This window comes from Bacteroides faecium, from assembly GCF_012113595.1.
GTDB lineage: Bacteria > Bacteroidota > Bacteroidia > Bacteroidales > Bacteroidaceae > Bacteroides > Bacteroides faecium.
The window spans coordinates 3,569,102-3,585,665 of the sequence record NZ_CP050831.1 but is presented as its reverse complement, the minus strand read 5'-3'; the positions used below and the strand labels follow the sequence as shown (position 1 = coordinate 3,585,665).

General features: G+C 46.8%; 17 protein-coding genes. 5 read left to right on the top strand and 12 right to left on the bottom strand.

The features are described 5' to 3' along the window. Positions 1-13 precede the first annotated feature (13 nt). The 5 genes from BacF7301_RS12830 to BacF7301_RS25825 all read right to left on the bottom strand — a co-directional run bounded on the left by BacF7301_RS12830 (position 14) and on the right by BacF7301_RS25825 (position 2,661). The gene (locus BacF7301_RS12830; protein WP_167963368.1) at positions 14-679 is read right to left on the bottom strand and encodes a hypothetical protein; all 666 of its coding nucleotides are present in this window, start codon (positions 677-679) and stop codon (positions 14-16) included. Between the two features lie 20 nt (positions 680-699). Beyond that, complete coding sequence (locus BacF7301_RS12825; protein WP_167963366.1) at positions 700-1,191, bottom strand: DUF3408 domain-containing protein; 492 nt, start codon at positions 1,189-1,191, stop codon at positions 700-702. After that, positions 1,169-1,951 (bottom strand): ParA family protein, encoded by a 783-nt coding sequence (locus BacF7301_RS12820; protein WP_167963364.1) that lies wholly within the window; start codon positions 1,949-1,951, stop codon positions 1,169-1,171. Before BacF7301_RS12820 ends, BacF7301_RS12825 begins: the two co-directional genes overlap by 23 nt. Before the next feature lie 296 nt (positions 1,952-2,247). Next, the gene (locus BacF7301_RS26040) at positions 2,248-2,382 is read right to left on the bottom strand and encodes a hypothetical protein (RefSeq protein WP_256380236.1); all 135 of its coding nucleotides are present in this window, start codon (positions 2,380-2,382) and stop codon (positions 2,248-2,250) included. 24 nt (positions 2,383-2,406) lie between these two features. Next, positions 2,407-2,661 carry a hypothetical protein gene (locus tag BacF7301_RS25825; protein ID WP_209319444.1) on the bottom strand — a complete coding sequence of 85 codons (255 nt, stop codon included), beginning with the start codon at positions 2,659-2,661 and terminating at the stop codon, positions 2,407-2,409. 44 nt (positions 2,662-2,705) lie between these two features. Here BacF7301_RS25825 and mobA point away from each other — a divergent pair, with 44 nt between their 5' ends. The 3 genes from mobA to mobC are packed head-to-tail and all read left to right on the top strand — an operon-like array spanning position 2,706 to position 6,473. Next, positions 2,706-3,134 carry a conjugal transfer protein MobA gene (mobA, locus tag BacF7301_RS12810; protein WP_175636908.1) on the top strand — a complete coding sequence of 143 codons (429 nt, stop codon included), beginning with the start codon at positions 2,706-2,708 and terminating at the stop codon, positions 3,132-3,134. Continuing rightward, on the top strand, positions 3,131-4,429 hold the full coding sequence (gene mobB, locus BacF7301_RS12805; RefSeq protein WP_167963360.1) for a conjugal transfer protein MobB: 1,299 nt from the start codon (positions 3,131-3,133) through the stop codon (positions 4,427-4,429). Before mobA ends, mobB begins: the two co-directional genes overlap by 4 nt. A gap of 37 nt (positions 4,430-4,466) precedes the next feature. After that, positions 4,467-6,473 carry a conjugal transfer protein MobC gene (mobC, locus tag BacF7301_RS12800; RefSeq protein WP_167963358.1) on the top strand — a complete coding sequence of 669 codons (2,007 nt, stop codon included), beginning with the start codon at positions 4,467-4,469 and terminating at the stop codon, positions 6,471-6,473. Positions 6,474-6,564: 91 nt separating this feature from the next. Here the strand turns inward: mobC and BacF7301_RS12795 are convergent, their stop codons facing one another. From BacF7301_RS12795 to BacF7301_RS12765, 7 genes are all read right to left on the bottom strand, one after another. Continuing rightward, positions 6,565-7,326 carry a hypothetical protein gene (locus tag BacF7301_RS12795; protein ID WP_167963356.1) on the bottom strand — a complete coding sequence of 254 codons (762 nt, stop codon included), beginning with the start codon at positions 7,324-7,326 and terminating at the stop codon, positions 6,565-6,567. Between the two features lie 13 nt (positions 7,327-7,339). Then, positions 7,340-8,308 (bottom strand): tetratricopeptide repeat protein, encoded by a 969-nt coding sequence (locus BacF7301_RS12790; protein ID WP_167963354.1) that lies wholly within the window; start codon positions 8,306-8,308, stop codon positions 7,340-7,342. A gap of 4 nt (positions 8,309-8,312) precedes the next feature. Continuing rightward, the gene (locus BacF7301_RS12785) at positions 8,313-8,675 is read right to left on the bottom strand and encodes a hypothetical protein (RefSeq protein WP_167963352.1); all 363 of its coding nucleotides are present in this window, start codon (positions 8,673-8,675) and stop codon (positions 8,313-8,315) included. A 54-nt stretch (positions 8,676-8,729) separates the two neighbouring features. Next, positions 8,730-9,575 (bottom strand): hypothetical protein, encoded by an 846-nt coding sequence (locus tag BacF7301_RS12780; RefSeq protein WP_167963350.1) that lies wholly within the window; start codon positions 9,573-9,575, stop codon positions 8,730-8,732. Between the two features lie 165 nt (positions 9,576-9,740). After that, entirely contained in the window at positions 9,741-10,925 is a 1,185-nt protein-coding gene (locus tag BacF7301_RS12775) for a DUF2931 family protein (RefSeq protein WP_167963348.1), read from the bottom strand. A 14-nt stretch (positions 10,926-10,939) separates the two neighbouring features. Beyond that, the gene (locus BacF7301_RS12770) at positions 10,940-11,242 is read right to left on the bottom strand and encodes a hypothetical protein (RefSeq protein ID WP_167963346.1); all 303 of its coding nucleotides are present in this window, start codon (positions 11,240-11,242) and stop codon (positions 10,940-10,942) included. A gap of 156 nt (positions 11,243-11,398) precedes the next feature. Further along, positions 11,399-12,304 carry a hypothetical protein gene (locus tag BacF7301_RS12765; RefSeq protein WP_167963344.1) on the bottom strand — a complete coding sequence of 302 codons (906 nt, stop codon included), beginning with the start codon at positions 12,302-12,304 and terminating at the stop codon, positions 11,399-11,401. Positions 12,305-12,700: 396 nt separating this feature from the next. On the opposite strand from BacF7301_RS12765, the gene BacF7301_RS12760 reads away from it, so the two are divergent. Together BacF7301_RS12760 and BacF7301_RS12755 are read left to right on the top strand one after the other, a co-directional pair. Next, positions 12,701-14,251, top strand: a complete 1,551-nt coding sequence (locus BacF7301_RS12760) for a DUF4099 domain-containing protein (protein WP_167963342.1) — start codon at positions 12,701-12,703, stop codon at positions 14,249-14,251. 100 nt (positions 14,252-14,351) lie between these two features. Further along, positions 14,352-16,472, top strand: coding sequence for a type IA DNA topoisomerase (locus BacF7301_RS12755; protein ID WP_209319443.1), 2,121 nt, complete (start codon positions 14,352-14,354; stop codon positions 16,470-16,472). The last annotated feature ends 92 nt before the right edge of the window (positions 16,473-16,564 follow it).

Below are 16,564 nucleotides of genomic sequence, written 5' to 3'. Positions count from 1 at the left end.
TTTTAAGATTAAATTAAACATTACTATTATTCATCAGTCGGGCGACACGCTGCCGTGCCCCTTCAAATTCATCCAGCATCTCGTCCCATACGTCCGATCCCATCACGGCGGGCAGCACCTCACGGGCTTGCTGTTTCTCCTGCTCGTCCGCATCGTCCGTGGCGATAACTTTGTGTACCATCTTTAAGTCCTCGAAGGTGTACCCGGTGGCAAAGTCGGGGTTGTTGTCGGGATAGTACGCCCCCAGTTCCTCTTCCAACTCTTCCGGCGTGGGTACATATCCCTCTTCTTCCGGCTCGTCCTCTTCCGGTTCTACCTCGATGTCGGAGTAGTCCGCATCCTCGTCCGCAGCGGATTCTTCCGCCTGTTCCGTGCCGTTATCCGCAGCCTTTTCCGGAGTACTCTCCGGCGTTCCGGGTGCGAAATTATCCGTTTTATCCGCTTGATTTTCAGTGTGTCCCCGCTTGTCTTCCGGCTCGTAGGTTTGTCTTTCCCGGTAGGTGCTTTTGCCGATAACCGTGTACGGTTCGTCCGGCTTTTCCGCTTCTTCGTCCGGTTCGTCCGTCCTTTCTTCCGCATCCGTTTTTCCCAGCAGTCCGGCTATGTCGGTGCGGTAATATTTCCACAGCACGCAGAGGTAGTACAGCAGCAGTACGGAGAGTATCAGTTTCAGTATCATGTTCCTTTCTCCTTTCCGCTTTAGAAGAGTTTTTCCATCTTCCCGGCGTATGCCGCTTCGATTTCTTCCCGGTACTGCTCGAAGTGTTGCGCCAGCACGTTGTCTATGTAGGCGGATAGCGACACCTTGCCGCCTGTCAGCATCATGGAGATTTTGGCGATCCGTTCGTGGTATTCACGCCGCACATACACGGGCTTCCCGTAACGGGCGGGTATATCCATCCCTTTGAGGAAGGTCGTGTCATAGTCCGCCGCCTGCTTTGCCTTGCGCCGCTTTCCGTCCGCCGTTTTTCCATCCAGCACTTTCCCGTCAGTCATCTTCCCGGCAACCCTGTTTTCCATTGGCACGGCAGTTTCCCCTTTTTCTGTTTCCTGTTCCGGTTCTTCCGCCTCTTGTCCTGTTTCTTCTGTTTCCGGCGCATCACCGTTGCCTTGCGGCTTTTCCGTTTCGCCCGCCATCATCCGCATAAGCAGTTCTTCGTCGATGGGCTTATCTGTTTGTTGTTTCTTCATAGCCTGATAGTTTGAGGATGGATATTATTTCATGTGCCAGTTCGGGGATTCCGCTGCCTGCGATCATCCGCTTGTCGGGAGCGAACAGCGTGGAACGGAACACCGTCCGGTTCTCCGCATCCAGTTCTTTGCGGAAGCGTTTCGTGTCCGGTATCTGTGTCGTGAGCATCGGCAGTCCCATTCCGGCGATTACTTTTTCATACCGTCCGTACAGTTCGCTCTTTTCCCGTTTATCCACCAGATTCCAGAAGAGGTAAAGCCCTTTCAGTCGGCTTGTTTCCTTACCTAACATCATCCGCTGCAACACGTCCAGAAAGGCGAGCGTGCTTTCCAGTACCGTTTGGTCGGCACTCACCGGAGCGAAGATGTAATCCATTTGCGCAATGGTGCGCAATATGCCCGACGAGTTCACCGTACCGGGCAGGTCGAAGAACAGCAGGTCATAGTTTCCACTGCCCGCCAATTCCGCCGCCATGTCCGGCGCACGTTCCACCCGGCACTTCTGTACCGGATAGGCGGCACGTCCCGGTTCACGCATCTGCTCGTATGCCATCCGTTTCAGGTACTCGTTTTCCAGTACCGCCCGGCTGTCCCGTTCCCGCATTTCGTAAAGGCTGTGTTGCGGAAAGTCGCAGTCGATCACCGCCAGCGGACACCCGCAGTTGTAGTGCAGGTAACTCGCCACCAGCACCGTGATAGCCGTTTTACCGCTACCGCCCTTTTGTGTGGCGAAAGCCACGTTCAAAGTCTGTTTATCCATATCGTCAATCAATTAGTTATTCATTCGGTTGCCTAAGCAATCGGTTATCTGTTCATTCAATCAATCAGCCAATCAGTCAATCGGTCATTCACTCGGTCAGCCGTACAGCCAGCCATTTGTTCATTCATCCAATCATCCGACCGTTCATCCGGCTGTTTAGCCGTTTAACCGTTTAGCTGTTTAGTCATTCATCCGGCTAACCGTTTAGCCGTTCGTCCGTCCATTCGTTCATCCGGCAAAATCATCATCCGTCCGGCTGTACATTCAGTCAATCATCCACTCGTTTGAGCGTCCGTTTATCCGTCCGGTTGAACAGCCGTTTTACCGCTTCCACGGCGCAAAGGAATATCAAAATATCGGTAGATTATTCGCTTGATTATCAGCGTGTCGCACCTTGTCTTTCCACCCGTAGGTTTGTCGCATACGGGCATAATGACCGGACGGGAAAAGGGCTGTTACTTTGCAGCCGTGAACCAAAATTCCGTAAAAATGAACAAGAATAGTAACCGCCCGAAGGACTGCCACGGCAGTCGGCAACAGACAAGGGCATCCCCAATCTGTCCGGTAGGACGGATTTTAATTTCAACCGAAATTAGCAAGTTGTGTGCTGCGGCACTCGCTTCGCTTTCCGTGCCACACCACCACCTTGCCCCGCTGGTGCAAAATCCGCCGGAGTTGGATTTTCCTTTGCGGGGGAGAGCCGTAAGCATACGGCAGTTTTCAACCCATGTTTCACTTAAAATTTAATAGGACTATGGATAGTCAGAAGAAGTATTCCAACAACCACGGGCGAAAGCCCAAAACCGACAAGATGCGCCACCGCTACGTGTTCCGTCTGGACGACGGGGACAACGCCCGTTTCCTTGCCCTTTTCGATGAATCCGGCAAGGCAACCCGTGCCGAGTTTATCGTTTCCGCACTCTTCGGCAGGGAGATAAAGGTCGTCAAACTGGATAAGGGCACGCAGGATTTCTACATGCGCCTGACCTCTTTTCATTCCCAGTTCCGCAGCATCGGCGTGAATTACAACCAATGCGTGCGTGCGCTCAAATCCAATTTTTCGGAGAAGAAGGCACTCGCTTTCCTCTACAAACTGGAACAGCACACCCTCGAATTGGTGGAACTTAGCAAACAAATTTCCGCACTGGCGGAAGAGTTTCAAACCAAATACCCCGTCAGATGATAGCCAAGATTTCACACGGCGGCAGCCTGTACGGGGTGCTTGCCTACAACCAGATCAAGGTGGACGAACTTCATGCGGACGTGCTTTTCGGTAACCGGATTATCGAACCACCGGGCGACAAACCCTACACGATAGAGCATATTTCCCGTTCATTCGGGGACTACCTGACCGCCAACCGCAAGACCGAAAAACCCATCCTGCACATCTCGCTCAATCCCGATCCGAAAGATTGCGTGACCGAGGAACAGTTCATAAAATTGGCGGAGCAGTATATGCAGCGCATGGGCTTCGGCGACCAGCCTTATATCGTTTACCGCCACAACGACATCGGACGGGAACACCTGCATATCGTTTCCGTCCGTGTGGACGAAACCGGGCGGGCGATTTCCGACAGCTACGAACACGAGCGTTCGATGAAGGTCTGCCGGGAACTGGAACAGCAGTTCAACCTTACCCCGGCTACCAAAAAGGAGTGGAAGGAAGGGCTGCCCTTGTCGCCCGTCGATTACGAGAGCGGCAACCTCAAAGGGCAGTTGGCGGGAGTGATCCGACCGATAGCCCGTGAGTGGCATTTCCAGTCGCTCGGCGAATACCGTGCGGTACTTTCGCTTTACGGTATCAGCGTGGATGAAGTCAAAGGGGAATATGGCGGACGGGAGTATCACGGCTTGTCCTATTCGGCGACGGACAAGGACGGCAACAAGGTCGGCAAACCCTTCAAATCTTCCGTCTTTGGCAAAGAGGCGAGTATCGCCGCACTGGAAAAGCGTATGCTCTCTTCCGCCGCATGGGTGAAGAGCCACAAGGACATTGCCACCGATACCGCCGCCCGCATAGCGTCCGCCATGCAGACCGCAGGGCGTGACCGGGCACATTTCGAGCGTGAACTCATGCGGCAGGGTATCGGCGTGGTATTCCGCACCAACGATGCAGGGCGCATCTATGGGGCGACCTTCATCGACCATGCCGACAAGACCGTTTTCAACGGTTCCCGTCTGGGTAAGGAGTTTTCCGCCAATGTATTCAACGACCTTTTCGCCGGACAGGATAGTATTCACCCGCCGCAGCAATCCGCCGGAGTGGAACGTCCCGCACAGCAGCAAGGGCATACAGGCGCATCCCAGTGGAACGGGCATGATACCGACTACCAGCCCGACCATAAGGACAACACCGCCCAAAACGTGGCAAACGCTTTCAGCCTGTTCGCACCCGTGCAGGGCAGCGCATCCGGCGACCAGCCCGCACCACAGCAGCGGAAAAAGAAGAAAAGGCGCAGGTACGGCAGACAGCAGTAACCTTCTGCAGTATTTACAATTTTAAAAGTATATCAATATGCAAAACGAAGACGATTTGCGTGGACTTGCCAAAGTAATGGAGTTCATGCGTGCTATCAGCATTTTATTTGTAGTAATCAATATTTATTGGTTCTGTTTCCAATCTATTCAGGAGTGGGGCATCAATATCGGCGTAGTCGATAGAATCCTGCTCGGTTTCCAGCGCACCGCCGGGCTGTTTTCCAGTATCTTTTGGACGAAGCTCTTTGCCGTGCTGTTCCTTGCCCTTTCCTGTTTGGGGACTAAGGGTGTGAAGGAGCAGAAAATCACTTGGCGCAAGATAATCCTTTGCGGCGTGACGGGCTTGTTGCTGTTCTTTTTCAACTGGTGGCTCTTGGCACTCCCTTTGCCCTTGTCGGCAAACACGGTGTTCTACATCGCCACCCTTACAGCCGGATATATCTTTCTGCTCATGGCAGGGTTATGGATGTCCCGCCTGCTCAAAACCAACTTGCTTGAAGACGTGTTCAACGTGGAGAACGAATCCTTTATGCAGGAAACTGAATTGAAAGAGAACGAGTATTCCGTCAATCTCCGCACCCGGTTCTGGTATCGTGGTAAAATTTATGAAGGTTATATAAATTTAGTAAATATTTTTCGTGCAACAATGGTATTAGGAACGCCCGGCAGCGGCAAGTCTTATGCGATAATTAACCAATATATCAAGCAGGTTATCGAAAAAGGATTTTCCGTTTTTTTGTATGATTTCAAATATCCCGACCTCTCCGAGATTGCTTATAACCACCTGCTTACTCATTTGGACGGGTACAAAGTCAAACCGAAATTCTACGTGATAAATTTCGATGATCCGGCAGGTAGCCACCGTTGCAATCCCATTCACCCGGACTTTATGACGGACATATCCGATGCTTACGAAAGTGCCTACACCATCATGTTAAATTTGAACCGCACGTGGATCAGCAAGCAGGGCGATTTCTTCGTGGAATCCCCGATAATCTTGCTTGCAGCCATCATCTGGTTTCTCAAATTGTTCAAGAACGGCAAGTATTGCACCTTCCCCCATGCGATAGAATTTCTGAACCGGAAGTATGCCGATATTTTTCCCATCCTGACAAGTTACCCCGAACTGGAAAACTATCTTTCCCCGTTCATGGATGCTTGGGAAAGCTCGGCGGTGGAGCAGTTGCAAGGGCAGATAGCCAGTGCCAAAATCCCGCTTTCCCGCATGATTTCCCCGGCTCTCTACTGGGTGATGACGGCGGATGATTTCACACTCGACATCAACAATCCCGAAGAACCGAAAGTGCTTGTAGTAGGTAACAATCCCGACAGACAGGGCATATACGGCGCAGCGTTGGGACTGTATAACTCCCGTATTGTCAAGCTGATAAACAAGAAGAAACGGCTCAAATCCGCCGTTATCATTGACGAGTTACCCACCATCTACATGCGTGGACTGGATAACCTGATTGCCACCGCCCGAAGCAACAAGGTAGCCGTCATGCTTGGCTTTCAGGATTTCTCACAACTAAAGCGTGATTACGGCGACAAGGAAAGTGCCGTGATTTGCAATACGGTCGGCAATGTCTTTGCAGGTCAGGTAGTTGCCGAAACCGCCAAAACCTTATCCGAACGCTTCGGCAAGGTCTTGCAGAAACGGCAGAACATGACCATCAACCGCAACGAGACTTCCGTTTCCATCAATACCCAGATGGATAGCCTTATCCCGGCATCCAAAATCAGCAACTTGACGCAGGGTATGTTCGTCGGAGCGGTCGCCGATAACTTCGACGAGCGCATCGAACAGAAGATTTTCCATGCCGAGATTGTCGTGGATAACGAACAGGTCAAGCGGGAAACCGCCCGTTACGTGAAGATACCGCAGATTATCGACTTCACCGACAAGGACGGCAACGACACCATGCAGCAACAGATTGATGCGAACTACTACCGCATCAAGAACGAGGTGAAGCAGATTGTCGCCGACGAAATCGAGCGTATCAAGGCTGATCCCGAACTCTCGCACCTGATTAAGAACGTGTGATGATAAATGAAAAACGGATATTCCGGCCAGACAGATTGCTGGCGGAATAGCCGTTTCTATAATTTATTTTTCTAAACATACATGTTTCCTTTTACTTTCCGTAATTACCGCTTCTGATTGATCTCAAATACTCATCATAAACATTCTCATCGCTCATGCCCGGATACCATTCAGATTCCTCTCTTGTTTTAAATAGAATCTTTCCATCATCACCATTAAATAAATATATGTCACACTTAGAATTATCAAGTATGATTGATATTGCATAAAACGAACCTCTATCCGTAGTAAATCTATTGATATCTCGTATATTTTTCCCTTTCTCTATATCAATACCGTATTCTTTTTTCATTTTCAAGATTAAGTCCTCTAATGAAAATTTATACGGGGCATCCATATCTTCTTCATGCACAACTTGTCCATTAATGTCATACCGATACACTTTTCCAACAACTATGCTGTAGAAAGTCATATTATATCCTTTGATACGTCCCATGCCATCATACAAACAAACATGGATATAGTTAGAATATGGGTAAGAACGGCTATCAATATAATACAGTCCTGTTTTTGCGTCTATATCATCATAAGATTTTTCCTGCTGTACAGTCATTCCATTGTTGTCTGTAAATTCATAGATCCACTTCTTTTGATTTCGTTCAAAAGCATTAATATCAAAATGTTTGATAACTTTATATTTCTTCTGCCACCTCATAATATTGGTATTTTTCACAGTATCGACCTTTTGTACTGCTGTATCACTTTTAGAAGAACCGCCCTGCACATTTTCCCTCGCTTGTCCGTTACCCGACAAACACACAGCCAGTAATATGTAAACGTACCATTTATCCATAATTTAGTTCTATTTATTCACCACACAACGGCAACAACGCATTAGCCTGAAAGCATCCCAATTCACTACTTCTGTGCCAGTCCTCACAAGCTCCGTTCTTATCGCCCGACTGGTTACGTGCCAGCCCACGACCATAGTACAACTTTCCGTCACTCGGAAAAGCCTTTATTCCTTCGCCGTATGCTTCCGCAGCTTCCTTGAAGCGTTTCAGGTCATACAGCGCACGCCCTAAGTTATTAAATAAATCCGCATCGGGTTTACAGTTCTTTATTGCTTGTCGATAAGTTGCAATCTCACCTTCATAATCTCCTATATCGAATTTTACTACACCAAGATTTATATAAGCATTTATATATTTGGGGTTAATCTCTATCACTTTTAGATAGTCAGCTATAGCTCCTTTGTTGTCACCAAGATTTGACTTTAGATTTCCTCTATTGTAAAAAGCATTAACGTATTGACTATTTATTTTGATAGCTTGAGTATAATCACTGATAGCTCCCTTGTAATCATTTCTTTTTGCTTTATTTAGCCCTCTATTATAATAGGCTTTAGTGTATTGAGGGTTAATTTTTATTGCCTTTGTGTAATCGGCAATTGCCCCTTGGATATCGCCGAGATTAGCTTTGCTATTTCCTCTATTGTAATAGGCAAATAAGTAGTGAGCATTTATCTCTATAGCTTTAGTGTAATAAGCAATAGCCTTTTTGTTATCACCTAGTTTCGAACTAATTTTCCCTAAATTATAGAATGCTGTATCATACTTCGGATAAATTTCAATCGCTTTAGTATAACATTCCATAGCAGCATTGTAATCTCCTTTATTAACAAGATCATTTCCTTGTATTTTCAACCTGATAGCTTCTGACGGAATACTATCAGCAATTGCACTATTGGAGAAACCGCCCTGTTTATTTCCGTTCCCCCGTCCGCAACCCGACAAACACACAACCAGTAATATGTAAACAGTCCATTTCCTCATACACTTATTGCATTTTCAAAACCTTAAACAGTATCGTATCGTTTTCACGCCATTTCGTCCAGCCGGAGAAGGGAACAGCAAGTTTATTTATCGCACGTAGATCCTCAAACCTTATCCAGTCGCCTTTCTTCTCTTTCACGTGTCCGCCATAATGCCGGGCAGGATAAAGTTCTTCCGTTACTTTTCCTTCCGGCTGGTCGTATAGCTTGAACTCGTACAAGTTCGTGACGAACTTTCCGACCAAGCTATCACCGTAATTTTCTGCGATAGGAATATCCCCCGTTTCTTTCTCGGAAGAAGTACCTCGTTTGGTATTGGAACAAGTCGCCATAGCTATACATATTAATAGGGTTATTACTGCTTTCATTATTCATTATTTCAAGTTGAACAATTCCGTAATAGATCATCACATTTGGTATCTCTAAAATATCCGCAATTCATTGTTTCCTTTTGGCATATAGAGTATTATAGTCAATTCATCTTCACACTCAAATCCTTGTTCATCAATATAAGAAGATTTAAGAATAGATTCTCTTGTATCTCGTTCTAATAACGTGATTATCCTTCCTTCTGCATAGAAGAATATTTCGTAATCATTAATAGGAAATATTTTCCGATTTTTGTGATACCCGAAAAAGGTCACATCATCTTCAATATCTTCGGATATTTCTTCGGAAGTCTGATACAGAGAATTGGCATATTGTGAATATTTGTCAAAAACCATATTCCAATAAGTTTCCACATCGCCAGCTTCATACAACTGACGAATTTCTTTCATTTTTTCCAAAGCCAACTGTTCTATATTGGGTATTTTCCTCAAATCGACAGCATCATCAAGCCGATAAGTATAGTCATACGGAACGGCAGCATCGAAATCCAAAGTCGTTTCATAATAGGAGAGCTTCTGGTCTATGATCTCTTTTGGTAAGTTCCAATCCAATACGGTTACTTGTTCCTCTATGGAAGAGTTCGGGGTTTTCCCGTATGTGACAGTTACTTGCAACCGGGTTATATCCGTCAAAGTCTTTTGCTGCGATGTTGGATAAATCTTAACCTGCAATGACTGTTTTCCACTTTTAAGTATAGACAAATTCATTGGAATACTACCTGTTGATCCCCACTCTGTGAAATCATTATGCAGTAGTAACCCATTTACGTCAAGTTCCACACGACACCCGCCTTTATTGACCTGTACATAATATACTCGTTTTTCGGAATACTCCTTCAACGACTTAACCAGTTCTTCCTTCATTTCTTTTTTATCCATTTTTTTAGTTGTTGATTGGCACGAGCCTGTTGTTATAATGCAGAACAGAACTGCAACAATGACAAGCAATCTATTTTTCATAATTCAAGCATTTTAATGTACATAATCCAATGTTTATTATTTTATCCTGCATTCTCCACCAAAGATACCCCGATTAGTATATTCTTATTCTCCTATATATTTTTTGACCTCTTCACCTCGATAATTCCAGTAAAACAAATGATCGTCCTTATCTTTGTTCTCTGGCGTTACCTTAAAGACATGAATTTGTGTTTCCTCAAATTTACATTCTCTCTCACCAACTCTAAGGCTGATGTCAAATCGGTTGTTTTGTTCACCGACTTTAATCAGAAATTTCCCCCGAATATCGGGATTAGATTCATCGCCAAATGCCGCAGGATAATTGCGTATAACCTCATTCTCATTAAAAAACAGATGCCCCGTATATACCGTGTCGGCAACGTTCCATGCCATTATCAAATGTTTCAGCCGTGCCATAGGATAATACTTTACATCATCAAGACTTCCGAGCATCTCACCATTGGAACAATAATACCCGTAATCCGGATCAAATACACTCTGCTCATTCTCAAACTCAATCTGAATATCATACGGAAACCTCTCTGCATAAGTATCCCATAATCCTTTAGGAATACCATTTTTCGATAGATTTTCAATCGCTTTGGGATAATCCGACAATCGACCTGTACAAAAATCATCCATTGTTTTATGACGGGTATCCACATAATCACTTAATTCTACTGATACCTCTTCTGCCTGTAGTGTATAATCCAAACGGACATAACGGTGCGCCCCATCGAGGTATAGCCATATTTTTCCTTCCGGCAGAAGTGTTATGACAAGGTTGTTGTATCTGAACCGCTGCTTTTCTTTAACGCCATAGTACCCCTCTCGAAATAACTCCAATATTCTGTTTTGCAATTCCTCTGAAAATTGGATATTTGCTTGATAGAATTTCTTCTCGGTATATGCAACCCACAAAATATCAATACTATTGGGAATTGGAAATCCGCGTTCTATGTCGAAAGCATTTAAATCGACTCCACCTGCTCCGCTTTCTCCGATACCCAATATCGGATACGAATCAAAGACCGGAAAACTTTTACCTTTGTTCCCGAAACCCACCTTGCAACGGAGAAGTTCAACCGGATAATTATATGGAGTACTGACAGACGGACTCCATGAAAAAACCGTTCTCGGTTCTTTCTTGTTGAACCTGATTTTGATTCCTGCCACCTTGTAAAGAAGAAAGCACAGCAACAGGCAGGCGATAACCAATAGCACCGCATTGGCTTTGTCCTCTTTGAAGAAATGATAGATCGTTTCCATAAATGACTATTTAGTTAGTGCCAACTCATGTGTTCGAGTTCGTAGGCTATAAAGGATATGATGATTGACAGGACAAGGGCGATGATGCCTATAATCAAATCCCCTTTACGGCACAGGCTTCCTTCCGGGTTCAGAAAGGCGGCAAGAAAGAATAGCCCTGTTATGATATAAGGGAATATTTTCGTGTCAAAATCCCGTACATCATAATCCGGATAATAAGAAACTATAATCCGTAACACAACGCTGATAACAGTTATTAGCGTGATGTTTAAGAGAAATTTTGCAACTGCACCCATACGCTTAAATATTAAGTTCATAATCTTGTTGTAACTCTTTCTTTTGCCAAAGATACCCCGCCGTCCTTCAATTCCCTTTTCGTTTCCCGTCCGTTCTTTTTCAATCCTAATAGACGTTAGGTATTTACTTTTTAGGTATCATAGTCGTATCTATTGCCATTTCTACTTATATAAAAACTAAAATACTATCTCCAATTTGTCGCTTCCTTTTCTCTTTCCTAAATAAAAAGAAATAGGCCATATTTCTTCACCACCATCATCTAAACGGAATAAATAATCTAAATCACATTTATCTTCCAATAATATCAATTTATTATTTCCATACAATTTAATGTTGTAGTTTTCTATTGGGGCGACTTTTTTGTAATTTCCTTTCATTAGGTTCATATCATTCTCTAATATTTTTTGACTTTTATCCTCACTAAGATAATGGCTTATCTTAATTCTTTCATCTCTTAATCTAAACTCATCTTGAAATTCAGCATATTTCTTTTTTTCATATAATTCTTTTATTTCATTATATTTAGCGACTACTTGCTTTTCTATATCTACTTCTTTACTCAAATCTACTAGATTATCAAGTTCACTTATCTCATAAGGAACCTCTGCTTTAAATATACATTCATATTCATAGTAAGGAATACCTTTTTGTATTTTGGGAATTGGATTGATTAATACCGGGACATAATCATCTAAATCTCCAGTATTTAATCTTTTTTTTATTTCTAAATATAAAGGCTCTTCACTGTTTATTCCCAGTTCTTCGTGTTGATAAACAGGATATAATTCCACTTTCAATTTTTGCGCACCACTTCTCAACATGAAGTGATTGATTGGATATGAACCCGTATACATTCCGGTATCCCAAAAACCATATACGGGAACATCGTTAATCAAAATACGAAAGTTGCATCCATTACATGACATAGTTAGTAAATAGTAGTTTTTCGGAAGACTATCATTTATAGCATAATGAAGTTCTCTTCCTTGAAATTTATTACTTGACTGTGAATTTATACAGCCAGTATTATTTAGTCCAAACATACTAAGTAATCCCATAATCAAAATTGTTTTTTGTTTCATAATATCTCATTTTTAATATATCACTCCAAAGATACCCCGCCGTCCTTCAATTCCCTTTTCGTTTCCCGTCCGTTCTTTTTCGATAATCGTCCGCAAAAGGATATTTAACGGCTTCATTTGTCCTTTTGCCCAAATATAAAACAAAATCCCGAAAAATACAGTAATTACTGTATTTTATTTCCCTGATGCCTGATAAAAGACTTCCCCCTTTGCTTTATATCACTTTGCACCCCGAACTTTCCCCATTCTCCCGCTATCCGCCACGACAAACCTGCGAACCGGATGACAAGTAGCGACACCCCGCTGTAAACTTGCTAATTATCAATGCTTTCCCCTATATATTTACGTCCGGTTTCCACTGAAACCGTTAGTATTCACCATTAAAAATTTAAGTTTATGGACGAAAGACCGGACAACAGCGAACAACTGATGGATATTCTTCTTGTCATGGATCAGGAGAAAAAGACCATCCAAGCCGTCAGCGGAGTAAAGGACGGAGAGTTACAAACCAAGAACCCGTTAGAGGACAACAACGACCTGCTACGGGTAGATCGCCACGGAGATATGTTCTCCAACTTCTTTTCCAATCTTTGGAACCAGTTGAAAGATCCCACCCGTTTCCATTTCTTCCGTGTGCCGGAAGAGGATGTGCAACGGGTAGCGGCAGATTTTCAGCAGACCGTGCAGAACCCCACGCCCGAAGGACAGGCACGCATGGCACAGTACGAGGTACAACATCCCGCACAGGCACAACAACAGGGCGAGCAACAGGCGCAGCCTGCCGCAGGGCAGCAACAGCAGCAGCCGACAGATGCACCGCAGCAAGGGCAGGCACAGCAACAGCCGCAGTACAAGTACGATGTGGAAAAGATAGATTGGAACTCGCTCGCCAATCTCGGCATCAAACGTGAACAGATCGAGCAGAACGGTATGCTCGACCAGATGTTACGGGGCTTCCAGACCGACAAGACCGTCCGGGTATATTTCAATCTCGATTCGATCTCCCATGCCAACGACAGCCAGCTTTCCTTGCGTGAAGCCCCCGACGGCAGGGTAGTCGTTTGCAGCCACGGGATTCTCGATCCCCAAAAGTTGCAGCAGCAATTCTTCGGGCATACCTTCACGAAGGAAGATAGCGACGCTATCAAGACCGCCGGGAACATGGGGCGCATTGTCGAACTCACCAACCGGGCGGGCGAGAAAGTCCCGTCCCTCGTCAGCCGTAACCAGAAAACGAACGAACTGGCATCCTTCCCGGCTGACAAGGTGCGCATCCCGGCGGAGAAGAACGGGCATACCTTCACCCCGGACGAGGTGGCACGGCTGAAAAAGGGCGAAGCCGTGGTATGTAAATTCCAGACCAAAGCCAAAGAAGGGCAGAAGCCCAAAACCTACGAAGCCCCCGTCCAGTTCAACGCCGCCAAGATGCAACTCGAATTGCTGTTCAATGACCGGGCTAAACTGGCGATGGACGCACACAAGGAGTTACAGAAACAGACCGCCAATCAGGAAGTCCCCAAGACCTTCCGCAAGCAGGAACTTACCGAAAAGTCGCAAACGGAACTTGCGGGCGGCGGCACGGTCAAAGTTTCCGGTTTGAAAGACCAGAACGGCAAATCCTATCAGGGGTACATCACATGGCAGCCCGGACAGAAATACCCCGCCTTCATGTTCCCCAAGGATTACAAGACCGCACTTGAAGAAGGACGTGTCAAACCCGCCGTCGAGAACGAGGTGCAGGTAGCCGTCAATTCCGAGGGCAAGACCAACGAAGCCACCAAGAGCCTGAAAGAAGCCTTGCAGTCCGCACAAACCCGTCCCACCGGAGAGCAGAAGGAACAGCAAGACCGCAAGCAGGAACAGAAAGAGGGCAAGAAAGAAGATAAGAAACAGGAGCAGCAACAGGACAAGCCCAAACCCCGGCAGCGCAAAAGTCCCCGCCTCTGATACCCGTTTTATCCGGTAAGATTATCACAAGTAATTATCCGAAGCATCCCGTCACTTAGGGCGGGATGCTTTTTGTCAAACTATTAAAAACCAAAGAAATATGATTACAGCAATTATCGCCGAGAAACCTTCCGTAGCGAAGGACATAGCAAACGTGTTGAATGTTCGCCAGCGTCACGATGGCTACCTTTCAGGCAACGACTACCTCGTTACCTGGGCGTTCGGCCATCTCATCCAGCTTGCCATGCCCGATGCTTACGGGTTCTCCGGCTTCCGCCGTGAAAACCTTCCCATCATCCCGCAGGAGTTCAAGTTCATACCCCGCCAGATACGGGAAGGCAAAGAGTACAAATCCGATCCCGGCGTACTCAAACAACTAAAGGTCATTGGCGAAGTTTTCGCCCAGTCCGACCGGATCGTCGTGGCAACCGATGCAGGAAGAGAGGGAGAAGGAATCTTCCGCTATATTTACAATTACCTCGGTTGCCGCAAACCTTTCGTCCGCTTGTGGATTTCCTCGCTGACCGACCGTGCCATCCGTGACGGGCTGGATAAGCTCAAACCCGGCAGCGATTACGATAACCTCTATCGTGCCGCCGAAGCCCGTGCCATCGCCGACTATTTAGTCGGTATCAACAGCACGCAGGCACTTTCCATCGCCGCCGGACAGGGAATTTTCTCGCTCGGACGGGTGCAGACACCTACCTTGATGATGATCTGCTCCCGCTATCTGGAGAACAGGAATTTCACCCCGCAGACCTATTACCAGCTAAAGGTCACGGCAGAAAAGGACGGTACGCCCTTCTCCGCCATCTCCGAACACAAGTACGAAACCCTTCCGGCAGCAACGACCGCCCTTAATGCCGTTACCGCCACGGGCACGGTCATGGTTGCCGATGTGCAGCGCAAGGAAGTGAACCAAGAACCGCCGTTGCTCTACGACCTTACTTCGTTGCAGAAGGAAGCCAACAGCAAGCTCGGCTTTTCAGCCGACAAAACCCTTTCCATAGCACAATCGCTTTACGAGAAAAAGGTACTTAGCTACCCCCGTACCGGCTCCCGCTTTATCTCCGACGATGTTTTCGACGAAATCCCGTCCCGCATTGCCCTTTTGGAACAATACCCCGCTTTCTCTGCCTATGCCGCCACCCTGAAAGGGACGGCACTCAACCGCCGCAGCGTGGACGCCGGGAAAGTCACCGATCACCATGCCTTGATTATCACCGAATGTCTGCCCGGCGAACTGCCGAAGGACGAACGCAAGGTGTACGATATGGTTGCCGCCCGCCTGCTTGAATCCTTCTCCGCCCGTTGCGTAAAGGACGTTACAACCGTCCGTTTCACCGCAGCGGGTAGCGACTTTATCACCAAAGGGACAGTAATCAAGTCTGCCGGATGGCGTGCCGTCCGTGGCGAGAAAGACGAGGAAGAAGAATCCACCGCCCTTCCGCCTTTGCAGCCCGGCGAAACCTTCCCCCTGCAATCGGCGGAGAATGTGGAGAAACAGACCAAGTCCCGTCCCCTGCACACCGAGAGCAGCCTGCTTTCGGCTATGGAGAGTTGCGGCAGGGAGTTGCAGGAAACCGAACTGCGGGACAGCCTGAAAGACATCGGTATCGGCACGCCCGCCACCCGTGCGTCCATTATCGAAACCCTGTTTTCCCGTGACTACGTGCGCCGTGACAAGAAGAACCTTGTCCCGACCGAGAAAGGGTTGGCGGTGTACTATACCGTAAAGGGCAAACGCATTGCCGATGTCGAAATGACCGGGCAATGGGAAACCGCCCTTGCCCGCATCGAGACGGGCGGGATGGACGCTGCCACGTTCCGCAGGGGAATCGAAGTCTATACCGCCCAGATTACCGAAGAGCTTTTGCAGGTGCAGGTATCGGTTGCGGACGGTGAACACATCCCTTGCCCCAAATGCCAGTCCGGGCGCATCCTCTTCTATCCGAAAGTCGCCAAGTGCAGCAACGTCGATTGTGGTGTTACCATCTTCCGCAACAAGGGCGGGAAAGAGCTTACCGACAAACAGATTACCGACCTTGTAACCAAAGGCAAAACGTCCCTAATCAAAGGCTTTAAGAACAAGGACGGCAAAACCTTCGATGCGCACGTCACCTTCGACAAGGACTTCCGCACCGTGTACGAGTTCCCGCCCCGCACGGACAAGACAAAAGGAAAGGGCGGCAGACGGGATTTTAAGGTATTACATCCGTGATGCACGATTAAGTTTCGGGTGTTCGGGGCAGAAAACCCCGTACACCCGTATACCCCCTATAAAATCAAAATAAATAGGACGAGTGTTTTGTA

What these genes read in the sequence shown, in the direction of transcription:
- BacF7301_RS12830 (WP_167963368.1), bottom strand. Translation starts at nt 679, where the DNA reads ATGATACTGAAACTGATACTCTCCGTACTGCTGCTGTACTACCTCTGC.
- BacF7301_RS12825 (WP_167963366.1), bottom strand. Translation starts at nt 1,191, where the DNA reads ATGAAGAAACAACAAACAGATAAGCCCATCGACGAAGAACTGCTTATG.
- BacF7301_RS12820 (WP_167963364.1), bottom strand. Translation starts at nt 1,951, where the DNA reads ATGGATAAACAGACTTTGAACGTGGCTTTCGCCACACAAAAGGGCGGT.
- BacF7301_RS26040 (WP_256380236.1), bottom strand. Translation starts at nt 2,382, where the DNA reads ATGCCCGTATGCGACAAACCTACGGGTGGAAAGACAAGGTGCGACACG.
- BacF7301_RS25825 (WP_209319444.1), bottom strand. Translation starts at nt 2,661, where the DNA reads ATGCTTACGGCTCTCCCCCGCAAAGGAAAATCCAACTCCGGCGGATTT.
- mobA (WP_175636908.1), top strand. Translation starts at nt 2,706, where the DNA reads ATGGATAGTCAGAAGAAGTATTCCAACAACCACGGGCGAAAGCCCAAA.
- mobB (WP_167963360.1), top strand. Translation starts at nt 3,131, where the DNA reads ATGATAGCCAAGATTTCACACGGCGGCAGCCTGTACGGGGTGCTTGCC.
- mobC (WP_167963358.1), top strand. Translation starts at nt 4,467, where the DNA reads ATGCAAAACGAAGACGATTTGCGTGGACTTGCCAAAGTAATGGAGTTC.
- BacF7301_RS12795 (WP_167963356.1), bottom strand. Translation starts at nt 7,326, where the DNA reads ATGGATAAATGGTACGTTTACATATTACTGGCTGTGTGTTTGTCGGGT.
- BacF7301_RS12790 (WP_167963354.1), bottom strand. Translation starts at nt 8,308, where the DNA reads ATGAGGAAATGGACTGTTTACATATTACTGGTTGTGTGTTTGTCGGGT.
- BacF7301_RS12785 (WP_167963352.1), bottom strand. Translation starts at nt 8,675, where the DNA reads ATGAAAGCAGTAATAACCCTATTAATATGTATAGCTATGGCGACTTGT.
- BacF7301_RS12780 (WP_167963350.1), bottom strand. Translation starts at nt 9,575, where the DNA reads ATGGATAAAAAAGAAATGAAGGAAGAACTGGTTAAGTCGTTGAAGGAG.
- BacF7301_RS12775 (WP_167963348.1), bottom strand. Translation starts at nt 10,925, where the DNA reads ATGGAAACGATCTATCATTTCTTCAAAGAGGACAAAGCCAATGCGGTG.
- BacF7301_RS12770 (WP_167963346.1), bottom strand. Translation starts at nt 11,242, where the DNA reads ATGAACTTAATATTTAAGCGTATGGGTGCAGTTGCAAAATTTCTCTTA.
- BacF7301_RS12765 (WP_167963344.1), bottom strand. Translation starts at nt 12,304, where the DNA reads ATGAAACAAAAAACAATTTTGATTATGGGATTACTTAGTATGTTTGGA.
- BacF7301_RS12760 (WP_167963342.1), top strand. Translation starts at nt 12,701, where the DNA reads ATGGACGAAAGACCGGACAACAGCGAACAACTGATGGATATTCTTCTT.
- BacF7301_RS12755 (WP_209319443.1), top strand. Translation starts at nt 14,352, where the DNA reads ATGATTACAGCAATTATCGCCGAGAAACCTTCCGTAGCGAAGGACATA.